Origin of the sequence: Seleniivibrio woodruffii (genome assembly GCF_029267515.1) — a bacterium.
GTDB lineage: Bacteria > Chrysiogenota > Deferribacteres > Deferribacterales > Geovibrionaceae > Seleniivibrio > Seleniivibrio woodruffii_A.
Genome location: NZ_JAJUIS010000004.1, coordinates 1 through 17,672, shown reverse-complemented (window position 1 = coordinate 17,672; position 17,672 = coordinate 1). Strand labels below are relative to the sequence as shown.

Annotated in this window: 18 protein-coding genes and 1 tRNA gene; 13 read left to right on the top strand and 6 right to left on the bottom strand. The window is 46.8% G+C overall.

Annotated features, from left to right (window positions below):
- Positions 1-19 precede the first annotated feature (19 nt).
- Together Q7P67_RS05350 and Q7P67_RS05345 are read right to left on the bottom strand one after the other, a co-directional pair.
- On the bottom strand, positions 20-1,039 hold the full coding sequence (locus tag Q7P67_RS05350) for a glycosyltransferase family 9 protein (RefSeq protein WP_303850889.1): 1,020 nt from the start codon (positions 1,037-1,039) through the stop codon (positions 20-22).
- 77 nt (positions 1,040-1,116) lie between these two features.
- Positions 1,117-1,383 carry a hypothetical protein gene (locus Q7P67_RS05345; protein WP_303850888.1) on the bottom strand — a complete coding sequence of 89 codons (267 nt, stop codon included), beginning with the start codon at positions 1,381-1,383 and terminating at the stop codon, positions 1,117-1,119.
- A gap of 121 nt (positions 1,384-1,504) precedes the next feature.
- Here Q7P67_RS05345 and Q7P67_RS05340 point away from each other — a divergent pair, with 121 nt between their 5' ends.
- The gene (locus Q7P67_RS05340) at positions 1,505-2,623 is read left to right on the top strand and encodes a glycosyltransferase family 4 protein (RefSeq protein ID WP_303850887.1); all 1,119 of its coding nucleotides are present in this window, start codon (positions 1,505-1,507) and stop codon (positions 2,621-2,623) included.
- Here the strand turns inward: Q7P67_RS05340 and Q7P67_RS05335 are convergent.
- From Q7P67_RS05335 to Q7P67_RS05325, 3 genes are all read right to left on the bottom strand, one after another.
- Positions 2,580-3,521, bottom strand: a complete 942-nt coding sequence (locus tag Q7P67_RS05335; protein WP_303850886.1) for a glycosyltransferase family A protein — start codon at positions 3,519-3,521, stop codon at positions 2,580-2,582. The genes Q7P67_RS05340 and Q7P67_RS05335 overlap by 44 nt on opposite strands.
- 83 nt (positions 3,522-3,604) lie before the next feature.
- Positions 3,605-5,914 carry a vitamin B12-dependent ribonucleotide reductase gene (locus tag Q7P67_RS05330; protein ID WP_303850885.1) on the bottom strand — a complete coding sequence of 770 codons (2,310 nt, stop codon included), beginning with the start codon at positions 5,912-5,914 and terminating at the stop codon, positions 3,605-3,607.
- Between the two features lie 246 nt (positions 5,915-6,160).
- The gene (locus Q7P67_RS05325) at positions 6,161-6,565 is read right to left on the bottom strand and encodes an Rrf2 family transcriptional regulator (protein ID WP_303850884.1); all 405 of its coding nucleotides are present in this window, start codon (positions 6,563-6,565) and stop codon (positions 6,161-6,163) included.
- Positions 6,566-6,739: 174 nt separating this feature from the next.
- Between Q7P67_RS05325 and Q7P67_RS05320 the strand changes: the two genes are divergently transcribed.
- The 11 genes from Q7P67_RS05320 (at position 6,740) to Q7P67_RS05270 (ending at position 14,851) form a co-directional block, all read left to right on the top strand.
- Positions 6,740-6,815: transfer RNA gene (locus Q7P67_RS05320), tRNA-Gln, on the top strand.
- A gap of 186 nt (positions 6,816-7,001) precedes the next feature.
- Positions 7,002-8,144, top strand: a complete 1,143-nt coding sequence (gene proB, locus Q7P67_RS05315; protein WP_303850883.1) for a glutamate 5-kinase — start codon at positions 7,002-7,004, stop codon at positions 8,142-8,144.
- A 2-nt stretch (positions 8,145-8,146) separates the two neighbouring features.
- On the top strand, positions 8,147-9,382 hold the full coding sequence (locus Q7P67_RS05310) for a glutamate-5-semialdehyde dehydrogenase (RefSeq protein WP_303850882.1): 1,236 nt from the start codon (positions 8,147-8,149) through the stop codon (positions 9,380-9,382).
- Positions 9,382-10,020: a nicotinate-nucleotide adenylyltransferase gene (gene nadD, locus Q7P67_RS05305; RefSeq protein WP_303850881.1), complete on the top strand. Its 639-nt coding sequence runs from the start codon at positions 9,382-9,384 to the stop codon at positions 10,018-10,020. Before Q7P67_RS05310 ends, nadD begins: the two co-directional genes overlap by 1 nt.
- Positions 10,017-10,364, top strand: coding sequence for a ribosome silencing factor (gene rsfS / locus Q7P67_RS05300; RefSeq protein WP_303850880.1), 348 nt, complete (start codon positions 10,017-10,019; stop codon positions 10,362-10,364). Before nadD ends, rsfS begins: the two co-directional genes overlap by 4 nt.
- 13 nt (positions 10,365-10,377) lie before the next feature.
- Positions 10,378-10,884: a tRNA (cytidine(34)-2'-O)-methyltransferase gene (locus tag Q7P67_RS05295; protein ID WP_369696003.1), complete on the top strand. Its 507-nt coding sequence runs from the start codon at positions 10,378-10,380 to the stop codon at positions 10,882-10,884.
- Positions 10,877-11,662, top strand: coding sequence for a menaquinone biosynthetic enzyme MqnA/MqnD family protein (locus tag Q7P67_RS05290; protein WP_303850878.1), 786 nt, complete (start codon positions 10,877-10,879; stop codon positions 11,660-11,662). Before Q7P67_RS05295 ends, Q7P67_RS05290 begins: the two co-directional genes overlap by 8 nt.
- Positions 11,663-11,786: 124 nt before the next feature.
- Positions 11,787-12,362: a sigma-70 family RNA polymerase sigma factor gene (locus Q7P67_RS05285; protein ID WP_303850877.1), complete on the top strand. Its 576-nt coding sequence runs from the start codon at positions 11,787-11,789 to the stop codon at positions 12,360-12,362.
- Positions 12,340-12,786, top strand: coding sequence for an anti-sigma factor (locus Q7P67_RS05280; protein WP_303850876.1), 447 nt, complete (start codon positions 12,340-12,342; stop codon positions 12,784-12,786). The genes Q7P67_RS05285 and Q7P67_RS05280 overlap by 23 nt, the downstream gene beginning before the upstream one ends.
- On the top strand, positions 12,783-13,493 hold the full coding sequence (locus Q7P67_RS05275; protein ID WP_303850875.1) for a MucB/RseB C-terminal domain-containing protein: 711 nt from the start codon (positions 12,783-12,785) through the stop codon (positions 13,491-13,493). The genes Q7P67_RS05280 and Q7P67_RS05275 overlap by 4 nt, the downstream gene beginning before the upstream one ends.
- 2 nt (positions 13,494-13,495) lie before the next feature.
- The gene (locus Q7P67_RS05270) at positions 13,496-14,851 is read left to right on the top strand and encodes a Do family serine endopeptidase (protein ID WP_303850874.1); all 1,356 of its coding nucleotides are present in this window, start codon (positions 13,496-13,498) and stop codon (positions 14,849-14,851) included.
- Between the two features lie 71 nt (positions 14,852-14,922).
- On the opposite strand, the gene Q7P67_RS05265 is transcribed toward Q7P67_RS05270, so the two are convergent.
- Complete coding sequence (locus Q7P67_RS05265; protein WP_303850873.1) at positions 14,923-16,605, bottom strand: methyl-accepting chemotaxis protein; 1,683 nt, start codon at positions 16,603-16,605, stop codon at positions 14,923-14,925.
- A gap of 255 nt (positions 16,606-16,860) precedes the next feature.
- Between Q7P67_RS05265 and Q7P67_RS05260 the strand changes: the two genes are divergently transcribed.
- Positions 16,861-17,307 carry a DUF3124 domain-containing protein gene (locus Q7P67_RS05260; protein ID WP_303850872.1) on the top strand — a complete coding sequence of 149 codons (447 nt, stop codon included), beginning with the start codon at positions 16,861-16,863 and terminating at the stop codon, positions 17,305-17,307.
- The last annotated feature ends 365 nt before the right edge of the window (positions 17,308-17,672 follow it).

Genomic DNA, 17,672 nt, shown 5'->3' with positions numbered 1-17,672 from the left:
ATATAAAAAAAGCCGGTTCTTATGACCGGCTTATTTGTTTCCGTATAAAATCATCCAGTTTCTCTTTAATATCTTTAAAACCGAACTGCGACATACAGGGTATGTCCGGCGAAATGCGGCAGGTGCTCTTCAGGCACGGCTGGCAATCGAGTCCTGCGTTTGCGTAGGTGTGCTGCGGTGAGGGAAAAACCCAATGGGGTGATGTTGAGCCTATCACGATGAAGGTCGGTACGTTCTGCGCCGTTGCTATGTGGTGCGGTGCTGAATCGTTGCCTATGTGGAGCTTTGCTTTGCCGAGTACAGCTATGAACTCTGAAAGGCTCGTCTGCGGCATGAGAAAGATATTCTCCGTCAGCGTGTCTGTCCTGTCGGTTATGTATTCTTTTTCACCGGGACCGTAGGTCAGAAGGACTTTCGCGCCGTACTGTTTAACCAGATATTCTGCTGTGTCCATAAAGTGTTCGAACTTCCAGCGTCTCGTATCTCTTTTGTGGGTGGGGGAGAGGGTTACGAGAAAGTCGGAACCTTTTATGCCGAACGATTTCAGTATTTCATCTGCACGGGCACTCGCACCGGCAGAAGGAAAAACCTCCGGCTTTGCGTTCAGGTTCGCAGGGTCAAAATCCTTTATAAAGGGCGCCGTCAGCGAAAGTTTTATCACTCCGGGGCAGCCGTCGTACATTTTGCAGGGTGTGTTATAGAAAAATTTTCGGGGCGAGTTTCCGTAGCAGACTTTATATTTAGCGCCGCTCAGAAAAGATATGTAGGCCGTCCGCGGGTTGTTGTGGAAGTCCAGCACAGCGTCGTATCTGTTTTTACGCACTTCTGCGATGATACGAGCCGTCTCTTTTATGCCGCCCTTGCGCTCTGTGGTGAGAATGCGGTCTATGTGGGGATTGTTCTCAACAACAGAGCTGTTCGCTTTAAACGTGAGAAAATCTATCTCCGCGTCGGGATGATATTTTTTCAGTTCTCTGGGGATATGTGTAGTGAGCACTACGTCTCCGGTCTGGTAAAGCTGTATTAAAAGAAATCTCATTCCGCCTCCGATGAAGAGGAGAATATCAGATGAATTGAAAAAGATGAAGAGAAAAAGGTCGGTTGTTTACGGGAACATCAGGCGATTTCAAGTTTTTCGGGTTTAAGTCCCATTCCGTCGCCGAGACCGAAAACATACCATTTAAGCTGCTCGTCCGTAAGGTCGCTGGCAAGGGTGAAAACATCCGCCTCGTTCTGACCCTTCAGCACAAGATTATATGTTTCGCCTGTCGGCTCAAGTTTTTTTTCAAGCAACAGGGCTATCTTGGTTTCTTCAATATTCTTGTTAATGTGCCCCAGAACGGAACAAACATTACTCATGAATTCCATCGAAGGTTTCATCATGCACCTCTGTTTTTATATACTAATGTATCGGTTCATTTTTATCAATGTTTAGTGGTAAAAGATGTTTTGTGTAAAATAATTTTATGTTAGATTATGAACAGTATAGATTATGGGGGACGGCTTGAGGATAGCTTTTGCACAAAGAAAGATTCTGGGACGCAACGGTGCTTCGCGCATTATAGCCGAGCAGATGCGTATTTTCGGCGAAGCCGGGCATGAGATTTACCTTTATTGCGCCAGATGCAACAGAGAGGCTATCGGCAGCGGGATAAGCGTTAAGACCTTTTTTTCCCTTCTGCCGGGCAAAGAGAGACGCAGGCGCGGATATGCCGAGGGGTATGAAAAGTTCTGCCGCAAAAACGGCGTAGGACTTGCCATCGGCAACGGCGATACTGTTTTTCAGGACGTTCTTTTCATGCACAACATGCTTGAGGCTGAACACCGGATAATAAAGGGCGGCGAAGGCTTCCGAGAATCGCCCATTTTTCAGATACACGATCGTATCCTCACAGAGCAGAAGTTTAAGGTATTGATCTGCAACTCCATAATGATGCGCGACTATTTCACTGAAAAATATAATCTGGAAAAAAGCCGTGTCCGCGTGCTTTATCCGGGGTATGACAAGGATATATTCAACACTGCGGATGTTAAAAGTTCGTCCGTTCTCATCCGCGAAAGGCACGGAATAGAAAGAAAATATGCTTTGGGATTCATCTCGTCCGGAAACCTCTTAAAAAGGGGTGTTGATGTCCTTATAGACGCTATGGGGATGCTGGACAGAGAGCTTTCAAAATACGTTTCTCTCCTGCTTATAGGAAAAGACGACAAGATAGAAGACTATAAACGGCGCATAAACGAGGTTAACCCTGAAATTCAGGTGATAGCCGTCGGCGCAGTTGATGATATTGCAAACTATTATAAAACAATAGATATCCTGCTGCATCCCGCCCATATCGAAGAGTTCGGAATGACTCTTCTTGAGGCGGCGGCATGTGGCGTTCCTGTGATAACTTCAAAGATGACAGGTTTTTCAGAGGTTCTGCGCGGGGACGAGCGGAAATATATTATGGAACGCTCTGACGCATCCTCTTTGGCGGAGATGACGACTGCGCTTCTTAACGATGCCCACACAAGGGCGCTCATAGGGGCAAGCTCTGCTATAACCGCTGTTAACTATTCGTGGGAAAGATACTTTTCTAACCTTTACGGTATATACGAAGACTTCGCATTATTGCGGTGAGTATATGAGATATAACGGACAGGTGGAGCAGACCGCTTGTCACCGATGTACCGTCGTTCTGCAATGATTCGGAAACATATTCCCTTGCATCGGCATAATGATTTTTTTCCAGAAGCAGGAGCAGATTGCGGCGAAATATACATGAAAGCAGCTCCCTGCGGAGTTTTGCCGCTCTTTTTTTCTCGCCTGTTGCCGATTCAACATAGTTCATAACATCTATTATACACTCGGTTTCATCAAGCATAGACTCAATGTCCAATGTTTCCTCTGAGGATGTTTCATATCTTTGAACAAGGCTCTCCGCCGTATAGACAAGGTTGCCCTCCGCCATTGCAAGTATCACGGCTGCGGATGCAAAACAGTCAGGTTTCTCAGGCAGTCCCTGAAACAGTGCCGACATTACAATATCCCTTCTTATCAGTATGTTGGTGAAACGAAGAAAAGGGACTTCCGCAAAGACGTTGAAAAGATAGTCGGTGCCTTTGATGTATTCCGGCATGTTGTAGCTTGTGCGCTCTTTTTTACCGTCCGGAGTTATGGTTACAAAAGAAGAGAAGGTCATGGAGATGCCGCCGAAGGTGTCAGACTGTTCTATACGTTTTTCCAGAGAGTTTTCGGAGAGGATTTCGCAATCCTCCAGAAAGCGCACCCATGGGGCACTTGACATATCCAGCAGGCGTACGCACGAGGCGTGGCGGCTAAGTATCTTTTCCGGTTTGAAGTAGAAGAGTTTTTCGCAGGCATATTTCAGCACGGTTTCGTGTACCGTGTCGCTGCCGGAATTGTCACAGACTATCACAGAAGAAGCCATACGCTGATTAAGCGCTGATCTAAGGCATTGTTCGAAATGTGCAGATCCGTATGCGGATATGAGTATGTCCGCCTTTGCGTTCTCCATCGTCTCCCCGAAAAAATTAAGCCTCCGTATCTTAGCATACGGAGGCTTTGTTTATAAATGGAAATTTTGTGGGGATAACGTGATTACGAACAGTGGGAATATCCGCAAGAGTAACAGATATCGCAGCCTTCCACATGCTCAACGGGACCGCCGCAGTCGGGGCAAGCGCCGTTTTTCACTTTGATTCCGTCCTGTTCGGCCTTCTCTGCCTTTTCAAGGAGCTTGTCAACAGTGATGCTGTCGTCCTGTTTGCCGCTGACTTTTATTTCTGTATTGTCACGTATCGCCTGCTCAAGAGCTTTTCCAACTGCATCGGAACAGCTGAGTACTGTGTTTGGTCCGAAACCGTATCTCATGTGGCAGCTGATTCCTTTGAGCTGTTTTATAACGCGGTCAAGTTCGCCGCCGCTTCTGAGGTTTATGGAGATAAGGCGACCGATTGCCTCGCACTGGCTCTGGGCGCATCCGCCCGCTTTGCCCATGCTGGTGAACACTTCGAAAGGTTTGCCTGTTTCGTCCTGATTGATGGTGACATAGAGCTTTCCGCAGCCTGTCATCATTTCAACAGTTCGCCCGACCAGAACTTTAGGTCTGGGTTTTGGTGCGAACACACAGGGTTCCTGTGAAACGGTTTCCTCTTTTGCCTCTTTGTCTTTTGTCCCGACGTTGAGAACCTGACCTGTGCGGCTTCCGTCTCTGTATATTGTTGTTCCCTTACATCCGAGGTTGTATGAGAGCAGATACGTTTTGCGTACATCGTCAACAGTTGCTTCATTGGGGAAGTTGACTGTTTTGCTGACGGCGTTATCGGTGTATTTCTGGAATGCAGCCTGCATTTTCGTGTGCCAGAAAGGGGTTATGTCGTGGGCTGTAACAAACGCATCCTGCCACTTATCAGGCACTGAATCCACACCGTGCAGAGAACCGGTTTCGGCAACCTGCTCAAGAAGTTCGTCTGTAAGGAATCCCTCCTTTTTTGCTACATCCTTGAATACGGGGCTGACCTCAACAAGTTTGTTGTTGTCCATTACCTGTCTGTAGAAGGCGATTGCGAAGAAAGGTTCGATACCGCTGGAGCATCCGGCGATGATGGAGATGGTTCCTGTGGGTGCAACTGTAGTTATAGTTGCGTTACGCATATTTTTGAAACCTTTGTCAGGGTAAATGCTGTCTTTGAAGGTGGGGAAATCGCCTCTGATAACTGCGAGTTCGGCAGATTTCACACGTCCTGTGTCGCGAATGAACTTCATAACCTCTTCCGCAAGTCTGGTTGCCTCGTCAGAGTTATAAGGTATGCACATCAGCGCCAGCATGTCCGCCCAGCCCATGAGACCCAGACCTATCTTGCGGTTGCGTTTGGTCTGTCTGTCGATTTCCGGGATGGGGTATTTATTCATATCTATTACGTTGTCGAGGAAATGCACGGCAACGGCGATTGTCTTTTCAAGGTCTTCCCAGTCTATTTTTCCGTCTTTAACGAATTTGCCGAGGTTTATGGAGCCAAGGTTGCATGATTCATAGGGCAGAAGAGGCTGTTCGCCGCAGGGGTTTGTGCTCTCCATTTCGCCCTCTTTGGGTGTGGGGTTCTCGGCGTTTATCCTGTCCAGATAAACGATACCGGGGTCGCCGCCTTCCCATGCGAGCTGAACCATCTTATCAAAAACCTCTTTGGCTTTTAGTTTGCCTGCGAGTGCTTTTGTTTTGGGGTTTATAAGGTCATACTCGGTGTCGTTTATGACAGCCTGCATGAATTTTTCTGTAATGCCCACGGACAGGTTAAAGTTTGTGAGCTTTGTCTTGTCCTCTTTTGCGTATATGAAGTCCATAACGTCGGGGTGGTCTACGCGCAGGATGCCCATGTTTGCGCCTCTGCGGGTTCCGCCCTGTTTGATTGTTTCGGTTGCCGCGTCAAAAACGGTCATAAAGGATACGGGACCGCTGGACACTCCCCTTGTGGTTTTTACAACGTCGTCTTTCGGACGAAGGCGCGAGAAGGAGAATCCGGTTCCGCCGCCTGATTTATGGATGAGAGCTGTATTTTTAACGGCTTCGAAAATTCCTTCCAGAGAGTCTTCCACCGGCAGAACGAAACAGGCGGCAAGCTGTTGAAGCTCGCGTCCGGCGTTCATAAGGGTCGGGGAGTTGGGCAGGAATTTAAGAGTGACCATCTGGTCGTAAAATTCTTTTGCGGAGGCAAGAAGGTCTGCATTTTTGTCATAGAGTTTGTCGGCTTCTGCAATATTGAGAGCGACTCTTCTGAACATGTCTATTGGTTTTTCAGCCGGTTTTCCGTTGTTATCCCTTTTCAGGTAACGTTTTTCCAGAACTGTGATGGCATTTTGGCTTAACAGCGGCTCACGAGAAAGCGCTTTCTCGATGTCCTTGAGACTCATATTTCCTCCGGCTCTTTGTTTTTAATGAGTAATGTTATATGCAACTAAAAACTTTGTAAAGTCTGTTTTATGCGACGTCGTAAATTTCTCTAAGTGATTGATGAATTGATAAGGCATTGATGTTTATAATAAAATGTCTAATATCAAAATCAACCAATGTTATGCGGAGGCAAGGGTTTAAAAATTAGACGTTCTGTTTTCAGGTTCGAAACCCCTGCTGGATACAGACTTTTAGCTTGTTGGTTTTCAGTATTTTTCAGCCAATCCTGCAAGTGTATAACTTTTAAGCATTTTGATGAGACTGTCCTGAATCTCTGTCCACATGATATGTGCTGTACAGGAGTGTACGAGATTACAGAAGTCATCGTCGAAAATGCACTTGTTAAGGCTGAGTTCGCCTTCGATAGCGGTGATAATGTCGTATACTGTGATTTGCGCGATGTCTTTTGATATTTTGAACCCGCCTTTTTTGCCGCGTTCAGAAGAGAGTATTTCAGATTTTGCAAGATTTTGAAGAATTTTGCCGAGAAAGCTGTCGGGTATGTCGCATTCTGTTGCTAGCTCGGAGCGCATGAACGTTGTTCCGGTGGGCTTGTGCGCCATATGAATTAGCGCTCTTATGGCGTAGTCGCTGGCTCTGGTGACTTTCATTTTGTCTCCTTTGAGAATAATATTAATAAGATGCTATTTGTATAAATATATCCTCGGAGCGTCTTATTTGCAAGAAATTTATGCTTTTTGCCGGAGGTAACGGGTCTTAAAAAAAATCTCAAAAAAGTTCTTGACATCCACAGGGTTTTACGGAATAATTCCGCTCTGCTTTGCAGGGGTATAGCCAAATTGGTAAGGCATCTGGTTTTGGTCCAGTGTATTGTGGGTTCGAGTCCTGCTACCCCTGCCATTTTTTTTAAGTTTTAGAGACAGAAGAAAACGGCTTGAGAATGTGAGATCGCCGCGTCGCTGCGCTCCTCGCGAAGACGTATGGCTGTCTCTGCGAGGGCTTGTCCCTAAGCAGTCTCATCTCCCTTCATCTATCTTACAAATAAATCCTGACAGGTCAGCCTGTATATAGAGACAGCTCACTGAAATGAGAAACTTACCCCGTATAAACACACTTGTTGTAAAGGTCGGAAGCAACATCCTCACACAAAAGGACAAAGGGGTAAATCTCGAATTTCTCTCCTCTTTTGTCAGCCAGATATGCGAGATAAAAAAACAGATCAAAAACATTGTAATAGTTTCTTCCGGTGCTGTCGGCGCGGGATTTAAGATTCTGGGCTTTGAAAGCCGTCCCACAGACATCATAGACAGGCAGGCGTGCGCCGCCGTGGGGCAGGCAAGGCTTATATGGTATTACGACAAGGAATTTGAAAAGTACAATGTAATCCCGGCGCAGATACTTATCACAAAAGATGATTTCGCGAACCGCCGACGTTATCTCAACGCCAGATATACCATCCGCAGGCTGCTTGAGATGGGCGTTGTGCCTATTATAAATGAGAACGACTCGGTTGTTATCGAGGAACTTAAATATATTGAGAATTTCAGCGACAACGATAATCTTTCCGCTCTTGTGGGCGGACTTATCGGTGCGGATATGCTGCTTATAATGTCCGACGTTGACGGACTTTACGACAGCGACCCCACAAACAACCCAGATGCAAAGCGTATCGGCGAAGTGAAATATATCAACGAAGAGCTTTTCAGCCTCGCGGGCAGTTCCGTTTCCGGAGTCGGTACGGGCGGTATGAAATCCAAGCTCACTGCCGCTTCAAAAGCCCTTGACGCAGGCTGCTGCGTGGGCATCATAAACGGGCGCAAACCCGGCGCAATGCTGGATTTCCTTCATGGTGGAGACATCGGTACATATTTCAGCCACACAGAGGACGCTCTCTCACGCCGTCACCACTGGATAGCCTATGCGGCAGGCGCCACAGGTATATTGAAACTTGACAATGGGGCTGTGAACGCCCTTATTCATAAAAAGAAGTCACTGCTTCCCGGCGGAGTCGTTTCCGTTGAGGGGGATTTCGAGATGGGCGACGTGGTTTCCGTCTGCGATGAGGACGGAAAAGAGATAGCCCGCGGGAAGGTCAGATACAACAGCCTTGACCTTAACAGGATAAAAGGTAAAAAAACATCTGACATATTTGATATTTTGGGTTATAAGTTTACTGACGAGATAATCCACCGCGATGACCTTGTCGTCATCAACATCATCGGAGACTGATTATGCTTGAGAATATGCTGAAAGCCGCTAAAGATGCCTCATATGAACTTATGAGCAAGCGCTCAGATATTAAGGATAAAGCACTGGCGGCGGTCGCCTTAAAGCTGGACAGCAGCCGTGAGCTTATCAAGGCGGAGAACGTAAAGGATATTGAATACGCAAAATCAGCGGGACTTTCACAGGCGATGATAGACAGGCTGATTCTCGACGACAAGCGTATCGATGCGATGATAACTGCCGTTAACGAGATAAAGGCTCAGACAGACCCGGTTGGCAAGGTTGTGGAAGGCTACAGACGACCCAACGGGCTTTATATAACAAAAGTGAAGGTGCCGCTCGGTGTTGTGGGCATAATATTTGAATCACGCCCTAACGTTACCATAGACGCCGCCGCACTCTGCCTTAAATCGGGCAATGTTTCGGTGCTGCGCGGCGGAAAAGAGGCGATAAACTCGAACAAATGCCTCGGCAGGCTCATGAAGGACGCTCTCAAAGAGACAGGACTTCCTGAAGCTGCCGTCAACATTATTGAGGACACAGACCGCGCCGTGGTCATGGAAATGCTCAAGGCGAAGGACTATATAGACATCATGGTTCCCAGAGGGGGCGACAGCCTGATAAAGTTCTGCACGGAACACAGTCTTATCCCGCTGGTTAAGCATGATGCGGGTATCTGCCACGTCTTCATCGACGAATGGGCTGACACTGACATGGCTGTCAGCATCGCAGTTAATGCGAAATGTCAGCGGGTAGGTGTTTGCAATGCAATGGAAACTCTTCTGATACATCAGAATATCGCTTCGAAGATTCTGCCGCTGCTTGAAAAGGCATACGCGGAATACAATGTTGAGCTGCGCGGATGCGAAAGGACGCAGAAGATAATCAAGTGTGTTTCCGCAACGGAAGAGGACTGGAAGACCGAGTATCTGGATTACATCCTTTCCATAAAGGTTGTGGATGGTCTGGACGATGCGGTTAACCACATAAATAAATACGGTTCACAGCACTCCGAAAGTATTGTGACCGAAAACTATACCAACAGCGAAAGGTTCCTTGACATGGTGGATGCCGCCGCTGTTTATGTGAATGCCTCTACAAGATGGACGGACGGAGGAGAATTCGGGCTTGGTGCGGAGATAGGAATCAGCACACAGAAGCTCCACTGCCGCGGACCTATGGGCGCCGATGACCTTACCACCACTAAATACCGCATCTACGGAAGCGGACAGATAAAGTAGTGAGGATAGGGCTTTTCGGGGGTACGTTTAACCCCATACACGTCGGACATCTTGCTCTCGCGGAAAACGTCACCGACAGCTTTGCGCTGGACAGGATGATCTTCGTACCGTCGAAGGTGCCGCCCCATAAAACCGAAGGTGTGATAGCTCCTGAGCTGCGTCTGAGAATGGTTCAGCTTGTTGCAGCGGGACTTGGGGAACGGTTTATTGTTTCCGATTTCGAGATACACGAGGAGGGGGTCTCCTTTACCCTTAAAACTCTCCGGCATTTCAGACGCGAATATCCAGAAGACGCTATATTTTTTGCATGCGGAACGGATATTTTCGCCTCTATAGGGAGCTGGTACGAATACAGGGCGCTTTTCGACTATGTTAATTTCATCGTGGTCAGCAGATCCACGATGAGTTTTGAAGACCTTTTGAAGACTATTCCGCAGACGCTTCTTGACAGAGTTGTGGATGCGGATGAATATAAAGACGAGAAATCCGGCAAAATAATATTATACAGAATGCCGGAGGTTGATATATCAAGTACGGAGATACGCAGTATCCTTGAAGAGAGCTACCGGAGGGCAAATCTGCCTGAAGGTGTTTATGAATATATCGCCGAAAACAGATTATACAGGGGAAAAGAATGACAAGAACAGCTCTGCTGGACGATATTCTGAAAGAGATGATCGATCGCAAGACCGAGAACGTTGCATGTTACTACATAGCGCCGAAGAGCAGTATTTCGGACTATATAGTTATCGGCACGGCGACTTCCGAGCCGCACGTCAACGCCATTGCGGAATACGTTCTGGAGAAGATGAAAGAGAAGAGCATCCGTCCTTTCGCAGTTGAGGGACAGGGACGCTCGCGCTGGATATGCCTTGATTTCGGCGAGGTTATGGTGCATTTGATGTGCAGGGACGAGAGACAATATTACAATCTTGAGTCTATCTGGGGCGGATGCGAAAAAGTGGAGATTCCCTACGACTGATAAATTCACAGGGCTGAATATAGTCCTTTTCGAACCCGAAATTCCCCAGAATACAGGGAATATCGGACGTTTCAGCGTGGCGACGGACAGCAGGCTGATCCTTGCAGGAAAGCTGGGATTCAGCCTTGACGATAAATATGTAAAGCGTGCAGGGCTTGACTACTGGAAGAATGTGAAACTTGAGACCATCGACACGCTTGATAATTTTTTTGAAAAATATCCCATCGGAAAGTATCCATACGCCTTTCTTTCAAAATTCGGAACGAAGAACTACACTGAAATACCCCACGAAGACCCGAACCTTATGATTATTTTCGGGCGGGAGACCAGCGGTCTGCCTGATTTCGTGCAGGAGAGATATGCGGAGCACCTGTACCGCATCCCCACAACGGGGAGGGTGCGCAGCCTTAACCTCTCAAACGCTGTGGCGCTGGTGGGCTACGATATTCTGCGCAGAAGGGATTTCGATGGGCTGGATGCACACTGGATGGGACCTGAAACGGGGGAAACCTATGCTTAGGATCGGTCAGATTGACTACGCGAACGTATATCCTATTTTCCATCACCTTGAAAAAGAGAAAGGTTTTAAGCTCATAAAGGGCGTGCCGTCATACCTTAACACCGCAATCCGCGAAGGCGTCATAGACCTTTCGCCGTGCAGCTGCATAGAATACGGCAGAAACCCTGAGAATTACTACATAATTCCCGATATCTCAATAAGCAGCATCGATGAGGTTAAGAGTGTTCTGCTGTTCTCGGATGTTCCAATTGAGGAGCTTGGAGGAAAGCAGGTGTATCTTACATCAGAATCGGGAACCTCAGTTGTTCTTTTTGAGATACTCATGCGGGAGCGCTACGGCATAATCCCTGAATTCACCAAAGAGAATAAGGAAGCGCCCGCAAAGGTTTATATAGGCGATACGGCGCTTTTCGGATACTATAACGACACGTCCAAATATATTTACGACCTCGGCAAACTCTGGAAAGAGTTCACCGGTCTTCCGTTCGTTTTTGCCCTGTGGATAATCCGCAAGGACACTGCGGATGCAAACCGCAAAGAGACCGAGGATTTCGTAAAGCTCCTTGCCCGTATCAAAAAGGACAGCAAGGGTAATCTTGCATCTCTTATTGACCATTACCAGATGAAAGGGCTGACCTCGTACCAGATTATCGATTACTGGGAGATAATCAACTACGACCTTTCCGAGAACCATATTAAGGGATTGCTCACCTATTTCAGCCTTGCGCATAAAATAGGGCGCATAAAAAAGATGCCGTCGCTGGATTTTTTTGTATGAAAATGTTGTGTGTGTTTTATGGAAAAGGGAAATTAGTCTTTAAAAATTAAATGCAAAGTTGTATATTTTTGTTTGAACTTATAGATTGTTGGTCAGTCTTATAACCATAAGATTCGGAGGAAACGTGAAAGATACGGCAATTATCGAAAAAGTGCTGGATGGCGATTCACAGGCGTTTGAAATGCTGATACTCAAGTATCAGTCGAAACTTTTCGCCACTTCGATGAACGTGGTGAAAAACAGAGAGCTGGCAGAGGACATTGTTCAGGAAGCCTTTATGAAGGGCTTTATGAAACTTGATTCTCTGAAAAACAGAGAGCAATTCTATCCGTGGCTGAAACGTATCGCACTCAATATCGCCCTTAATCATTTCGAAAAAGAGAAAAGGGTTATGGATGTTGAGACCGAGGACGACGAAACAAGTTTCTTCGAAAACATCGGAAGCGGCGAAAGTCCGGAAGAACTCACTCTGAAGGAAGAGCTCCACAGATATGTGAGAAACTATGTGGACTCACTCCCCGACAAACTCCGTGTTGTCATTGTTCTCCGCGAGGTGGAGGACATGAGCTACGAAGAAATTGCCGAGATGATGAACATACCGCTGGGAACTGTCCGCAGCAGGCTGTTCAACGCCAGACAGATTATAAAAGACAGACTCATCAATCAGGGGTTGGCAGATGGAATGTACCAAATTTCATAAACTGATTTCATCATACATAGACGAAGAGGCGTCCTCTCTTGAGAGACAGGCGGTTGAAAGACACGTCGCAGCTTGCCCTTCATGCCGCGCGGAGCTTACAAACGAACTGCGCCTTAAAGATATGGTGAAACTTTCATATGAAAAAACTGCGGAAATTGACCTTTCCAAAAACATTATGGCTATGATAGCGCCCAAAGCTGCAAAGCCTGTTAAAAAGAAAGGCTCGTTCTATAAAAAATTCTCTGTTTTTGCGGCGGCTGTTGCGGCTCTTTTTGTTCTGGCTTTTGCGGCTATCATGACCATGGGTACCGAAGAAACTCAGGTTGCGGGCAATGAAAAGCTGGAAGAATACGTTATTGAGCACGTGGGCGCAGGTGTCGCGGACTTCAACGGGACACTCGCCACTGTAAATTATAAGAAATGATCAGATTTTTCCTGTTTTTCGGTATCCTGATACTTTCCTTCGAAATCTACGCCGCCGAACAGGTTTATTTTAAAGTGGCAGTGGACAACAGCACCTATACCGCTTTTATGGGCGGAAAAGCTGGGCTGGACAACACCACTCTGAACTATCTTGCATCAAAGATGCGTAACCAGCAGTTTAAGATAACCGACATAGACAGGGCATATTACGATATAGCCCAGCCGGTATCGATGCGCTTTGCGGGCAGGGACGTTCTGCAGTACGATCTGAAACCCAAGAACGCAGACAGGTTCAGACATATGCTGATGGTAGATTCCACAAACGAGGTAGTTCACAAAGACGTGTACGATCCGTCTGGAAAACTGGTGTACTCGTTCACTATTCTTGAGCCGGAGAACTCTTCCGCAAAACCGGTTACAGCGGAGGGCGAACACGAGAAGACAAATCACTGTTACATCGGGTTCTGCGTCGTTGGCAAAAGAATGCTGAAAGACGGTACGTCGCACATAATGCTTTCCGACGGCATAAACAGATTTTCAATATTCAGAAAGAGAGTTTCAGGCGAAGTTTCCGCAAGTAAAAAAATTGTGTACGGAAACTATGTAATGCGCAAAAAACAGGGCGACGACCTCTTTACGGTTGTCGGAACGATTCCCTACAGCGCCATGCAGACAATGATTGAAAACTACTCAAAACTGGAGGAATAAGTATGAAAAAATTCCTGATCCTGACCTTGTTTATTATTTCAACGGTGACAGCGTTCGCCGCGGGCACTCCCGAATCGTTTTCAGGGGTCTATAAGTCTACCAAAGACGCAGTGGTGAACATCTCCACTACAAAAGTTATGAAAAGATCTGCACATCCGCCCATCAACGACGACGTTTTCAGACGTTTCTTCGGCGACGACTTCGGCGGTATGCTTCCCAATACGCCCAGAGAGTATAAAACAAGCTCCCTTGGCTCCGGTTTCATCATTGAGAGCAACGGTCTCATAGTTACGAATAACCACGTTATCGAAGGCGCAAGCGAGATAATCGTTAAGCTCAACGATGAACATAAATTCCCCGCTAAGGTTGTCGGCAGAGATCCTCTTACAGACCTTGCGCTGATAAAAATCGAACCAGGCAATGTGAAGCTCTCTTCTCTGCCTCTTGGTGATTCCAACAAGGCGGAGATCGGCGACTGGGTTATAGCCATCGGCAACCCGCTCGGACTTGAGTGGACTGTCACAGCGGGTATAATCAGCGCCAAAGGAAGAGAGCTGGGCAGCAGCCCTTATGACAACTTTATGCAGACCGACGCATCCATTAACCCCGGAAACTCCGGCGGACCCCTGATAAATATGGACGGACAGGTTGTTGCCATCAATACGGCTATCATCCCCTCCGGTCAGGGGCTCGGATTTGCAGTTCCGGTGAACATGCTGAAAGAACTCCTGCCCAAATTGAAACAAGGCTCTGTCAAGAGAGGCTGGCTTGGTGTTTCAATTCAGGCAGTGGACGATAAACTCGCCAAAGGCTTCGGCATGAAAGATGCCAAAGGTGCTCTTGTTGCTGATGTTACAAAGGATGATCCGGCAGACAAAGCAGGCGTTAAAGCAGGAGACGTTATCCTGAAGGTCAACGGTCAGCAGGTTTCCGACTCCAAAGACCTTGTGACGCTCATAGGTTCATACAGCCCCGGTCAGACCGTTACTCTTGATATCCTGCGCGACAGAAAAGAGCTGAAAATACCTGTTAAGCTGGGTGTCAGAAAGGGTCAGGACGATGAGGACGCGCCAGCGGGCACCCCCGGAGCGACAATCTCCGTTGCGCCGCTGAACAGAGGCGAAATGGCAAAACTGAACCTCAAATACGGCGTCAAGGTTCTTAACGTTGACGAAAAGAACAACGCATACGAGGCGGGTGTCAGACCCGGCATGATAATCCTCACCATCAACCGCGAACAGGTGAGAACAACAGCGGAGTTTGTTGCCAAATATAACAAGATACCCAAGGGAAGTGTTGTCGTATTGCAGATATACGCATCCGGCAGAAGCAACTTCATAGCTTTTGACAAAGAGTAACAGAACACTCATATAAACAGAAAAGGCGCACCCGAAAGGATGCGCCTTTTTTAATTTGCAGTGATGATTTTCTATACCTTAAACTGCCCCATAAGCACCATGAGGTTTTCCGACTGCTTTTCCAGGTCGGAAACAGTTCTGCTTATCTCTGCCAGCGCGTGTGTGCTCTGCTCAATGCCCGTTGAAATGGTCTGAGCGTTGTCGTTGATATTCTCAATTGCCTGAACCTGTTCTTTGATGGACGTTTCAATCATGTTGTTCATATTGCTCATTTCGTCGACGGAAGAGACTATCTTATCGAAGAAGGTTGCTGTTGTGAGCATGGTCTTAACGCCGGAATCAACCTGCACAAGCGCAAGCCCCATGTCGTCGGAGGCTCTGTTCGATTCTTTCTGCAGGTTGCCTATGATACTGCTTATCTCGCCTGTGGCGCTCTGTGTGCGCTCCGCCAGTTTACGGACTTCGTCGGCTACAACGGCGAATCCTCGCCCGTGTTCCCCCGCTCTTGCCGCTTCTATGGCTGCGTTAAGAGCCAGCAGGTTTGTCTGGTCTGCAATATCGCTTATAACGTTGAGAATGGCGTTTATCTCCTGCGATGAGTCAGCAAGGTTTCTGATGGTGGTTCCCAGTTCGTCCACCTTGTTCTTTATCTGCTGTATCTCGTTTACAGCCTTATTGAGCATTTTGCTGCCTTCGTTGGTGTTATTGGCAGTTTCGTTAGCAACTTTAAGTGTGGTGTCGAGATTATCGTTGATAAGTGATGAAGACGCGCTCATCTCCTCAGTTGCGGAGGCAACGCCTGTGACCTGTGCCGCCTGATCGCTCATTGTCATGGAAAGTTCTTCCGTTGCCGCGGCAAGTTCCGTGCTGCCTGATGCTACGGACTGTGCGTTCTCCTGAACGGTAGTGACTATGTCCCGCAGCTTGTTTATGAACTGGTTGAAATATTTCGAGAGCTGACCCACCTCATCGTCGGATGTTACAGGGAGTTGTTTCGTAAGATCTCCTTCACCGGATGCTATCTCGCGCAGAACGTCTGCCGCTGTCTGGATCCCTTTTGTCATTTTTCCGGTCATCAGCATTGCAATGACGACAGTAATTACCAGCGCTACGGAGGAGATGCCGAAAATACTGAGAAGCATGGTTCTGATACGTGTCTGGGCTTCGGCTTCAAGTTTGGCAACAGCAGCGTCAATGTCGTCTATGTATACGCCGGTACCGATCATCCAGTTCCATGCGTCAATCTTCGTTGCATAGCTTAGTTTCGGAACGTCTTTTCCGGCGGATGGTTTCAGCCATATATATTCAACATAGCCGCCTCCGTCACTTTTCGCCTTATCCAGCATTTCCTTGATAAAATATACTCCGTTGGCATCTTTTGAATCCATCAGGTTCTTTCCGACAATAGCCTTGTTGGGACCCACAGTCAGTGCCGTACCGTCGAAAGTGTATGTGAATATGTAGCCGTCGCCTGCAAAACGTATGCTTTCAAGGATAGCCTTTGCCATCATCTGTGATTGCTCAGGAGTGAGTTCTTTGTGGTTAACAAGCGGGTTCATAGCGGTCAGTGCTATGTCCACGTTGTTTTTTAATTCCTCTTTTTTGCTGTTCATCAGCTTTTCGCGTTCCAGTGAAATTTGTTCTTCGGTTGTGTTTTTAACGTCTCTGTAAACAGTGAAAAGGATGATGCAGGTTACAGCAAGAAGCGGAATCATGACCAGCAGAAGTATTTTTGTTTTTACAGATTTCAGCATGAGGCTCTCCTTCAGCATTATTATAATTATATCTTTAAATTATTTTTTTTGAAATAAAAGTTTGTTTAGTAATTGAAGTTAATAAGACTCTTTAAGTATTTTTTGTAGCATGATTAATTCATGTTTTCAACATTTTAAATATATATCTGTATGAAAAATAACTAAAAATATGTACACCGCAATTGCCCTGTCGCATATGATTTTTTGTATTTAAAAAAAGATTATCTGCGCTTATTATATATTCTGAGGTGGATCATGAGAAAAACGATTTTACTGATTCTGTCCGCGGTACTGTTCTCTGCGACCGCATACGCATATAAAGGCGCAGTTGTATATGTGCCCGTCTATTCGCACATATACACAGGAGACCAGGAGAAACCATTTCTGCTGGCGGTGACGATAAGTATTCGTAACACAGATATGAAAAACCGCATGACCATCATGTCTGCCGACTATTACGGCTCCAACGGAAAACTAATCTCAAGATACATCCCTAAGGCTGTAAATCTGAATCCGCTCTCATCCGTCCGCTTCGTCGTTAAAGAGTCAGACACAGCAGGCGGCTCCGGTGCAAGTTTCATCGTACGCTGGAAATCATCCGCCGATGTTACCGATCCTGTAATTGAATCCGTTATGATAGGTGCGAAGACACAACAGGGGATATCCTTTACGTCGCGCGGTGTTGTCCTCTCAAGGGATTGACGGTGATACGCGGAGCATCCTGCTTCCCGTAACCGTCGCATTTCGGTTGTCCTCAATAAAATCGTCCTCACATACTTCGTGTATGCTCGCCGCCATCTCTGTTAAACATCCTTGTAATGCTTGCGTCTGACCATCAGTTTATTTCGTTTTACTTTGTTGTCTCTGCGAAGAGCATCCGCGACGAAGCAGTCTATATTGGGATATAAAAAAAGGGAGCCGAAGCTCCCTCAGCTTGTTGACAAACCCCATGTAATTGCAAATACATGGGGTTTTTGTTATTGTATATAATGCTTAAAGAAACAGAAGACCAATTTGAAACGGAACTTTACCTGAATATTGATGATCTTGTCCCTCATGATCATCTT

Excerpts from the sequence above, each read along its gene's own strand:
- Q7P67_RS05265 (WP_303850873.1), bottom strand. The coding sequence starts at position 16,605 with ATGCTGAAATCTGTAAAAACAAAAATACTTCTGCTGGTCATGATTCCG.
- rsfS (WP_303850880.1), top strand. The coding sequence starts at position 10,017 with ATGACAAGAACAGCTCTGCTGGACGATATTCTGAAAGAGATGATCGAT.
- Q7P67_RS05280 (WP_303850876.1), top strand. The coding sequence starts at position 12,340 with ATGGAATGTACCAAATTTCATAAACTGATTTCATCATACATAGACGAA.
- Q7P67_RS05335 (WP_303850886.1), bottom strand. The coding sequence starts at position 3,521 with ATGGAGAACGCAAAGGCGGACATACTCATATCCGCATACGGATCTGCA.
- Q7P67_RS05330 (WP_303850885.1), bottom strand. The coding sequence starts at position 5,914 with ATGAGTCTCAAGGACATCGAGAAAGCGCTTTCTCGTGAGCCGCTGTTA.
- Q7P67_RS05345 (WP_303850888.1), bottom strand. The coding sequence starts at position 1,383 with ATGATGAAACCTTCGATGGAATTCATGAGTAATGTTTGTTCCGTTCTG.
- Q7P67_RS05270 (WP_303850874.1), top strand. The coding sequence starts at position 13,496 with ATGAAAAAATTCCTGATCCTGACCTTGTTTATTATTTCAACGGTGACA.
- Q7P67_RS05350 (WP_303850889.1), bottom strand. The coding sequence starts at position 1,039 with ATGAGATTTCTTTTAATACAGCTTTACCAGACCGGAGACGTAGTGCTC.
- Q7P67_RS05290 (WP_303850878.1), top strand. The coding sequence starts at position 10,877 with ATGCTTAGGATCGGTCAGATTGACTACGCGAACGTATATCCTATTTTC.
- Q7P67_RS05260 (WP_303850872.1), top strand. The coding sequence starts at position 16,861 with ATGAGAAAAACGATTTTACTGATTCTGTCCGCGGTACTGTTCTCTGCG.
- Q7P67_RS05325 (WP_303850884.1), bottom strand. The coding sequence starts at position 6,565 with ATGAAAGTCACCAGAGCCAGCGACTACGCCATAAGAGCGCTAATTCAT.
- proB (WP_303850883.1), top strand. The coding sequence starts at position 7,002 with ATGAGAAACTTACCCCGTATAAACACACTTGTTGTAAAGGTCGGAAGC.
- Q7P67_RS05310 (WP_303850882.1), top strand. The coding sequence starts at position 8,147 with ATGCTTGAGAATATGCTGAAAGCCGCTAAAGATGCCTCATATGAACTT.
- Q7P67_RS05275 (WP_303850875.1), top strand. The coding sequence starts at position 12,783 with ATGATCAGATTTTTCCTGTTTTTCGGTATCCTGATACTTTCCTTCGAA.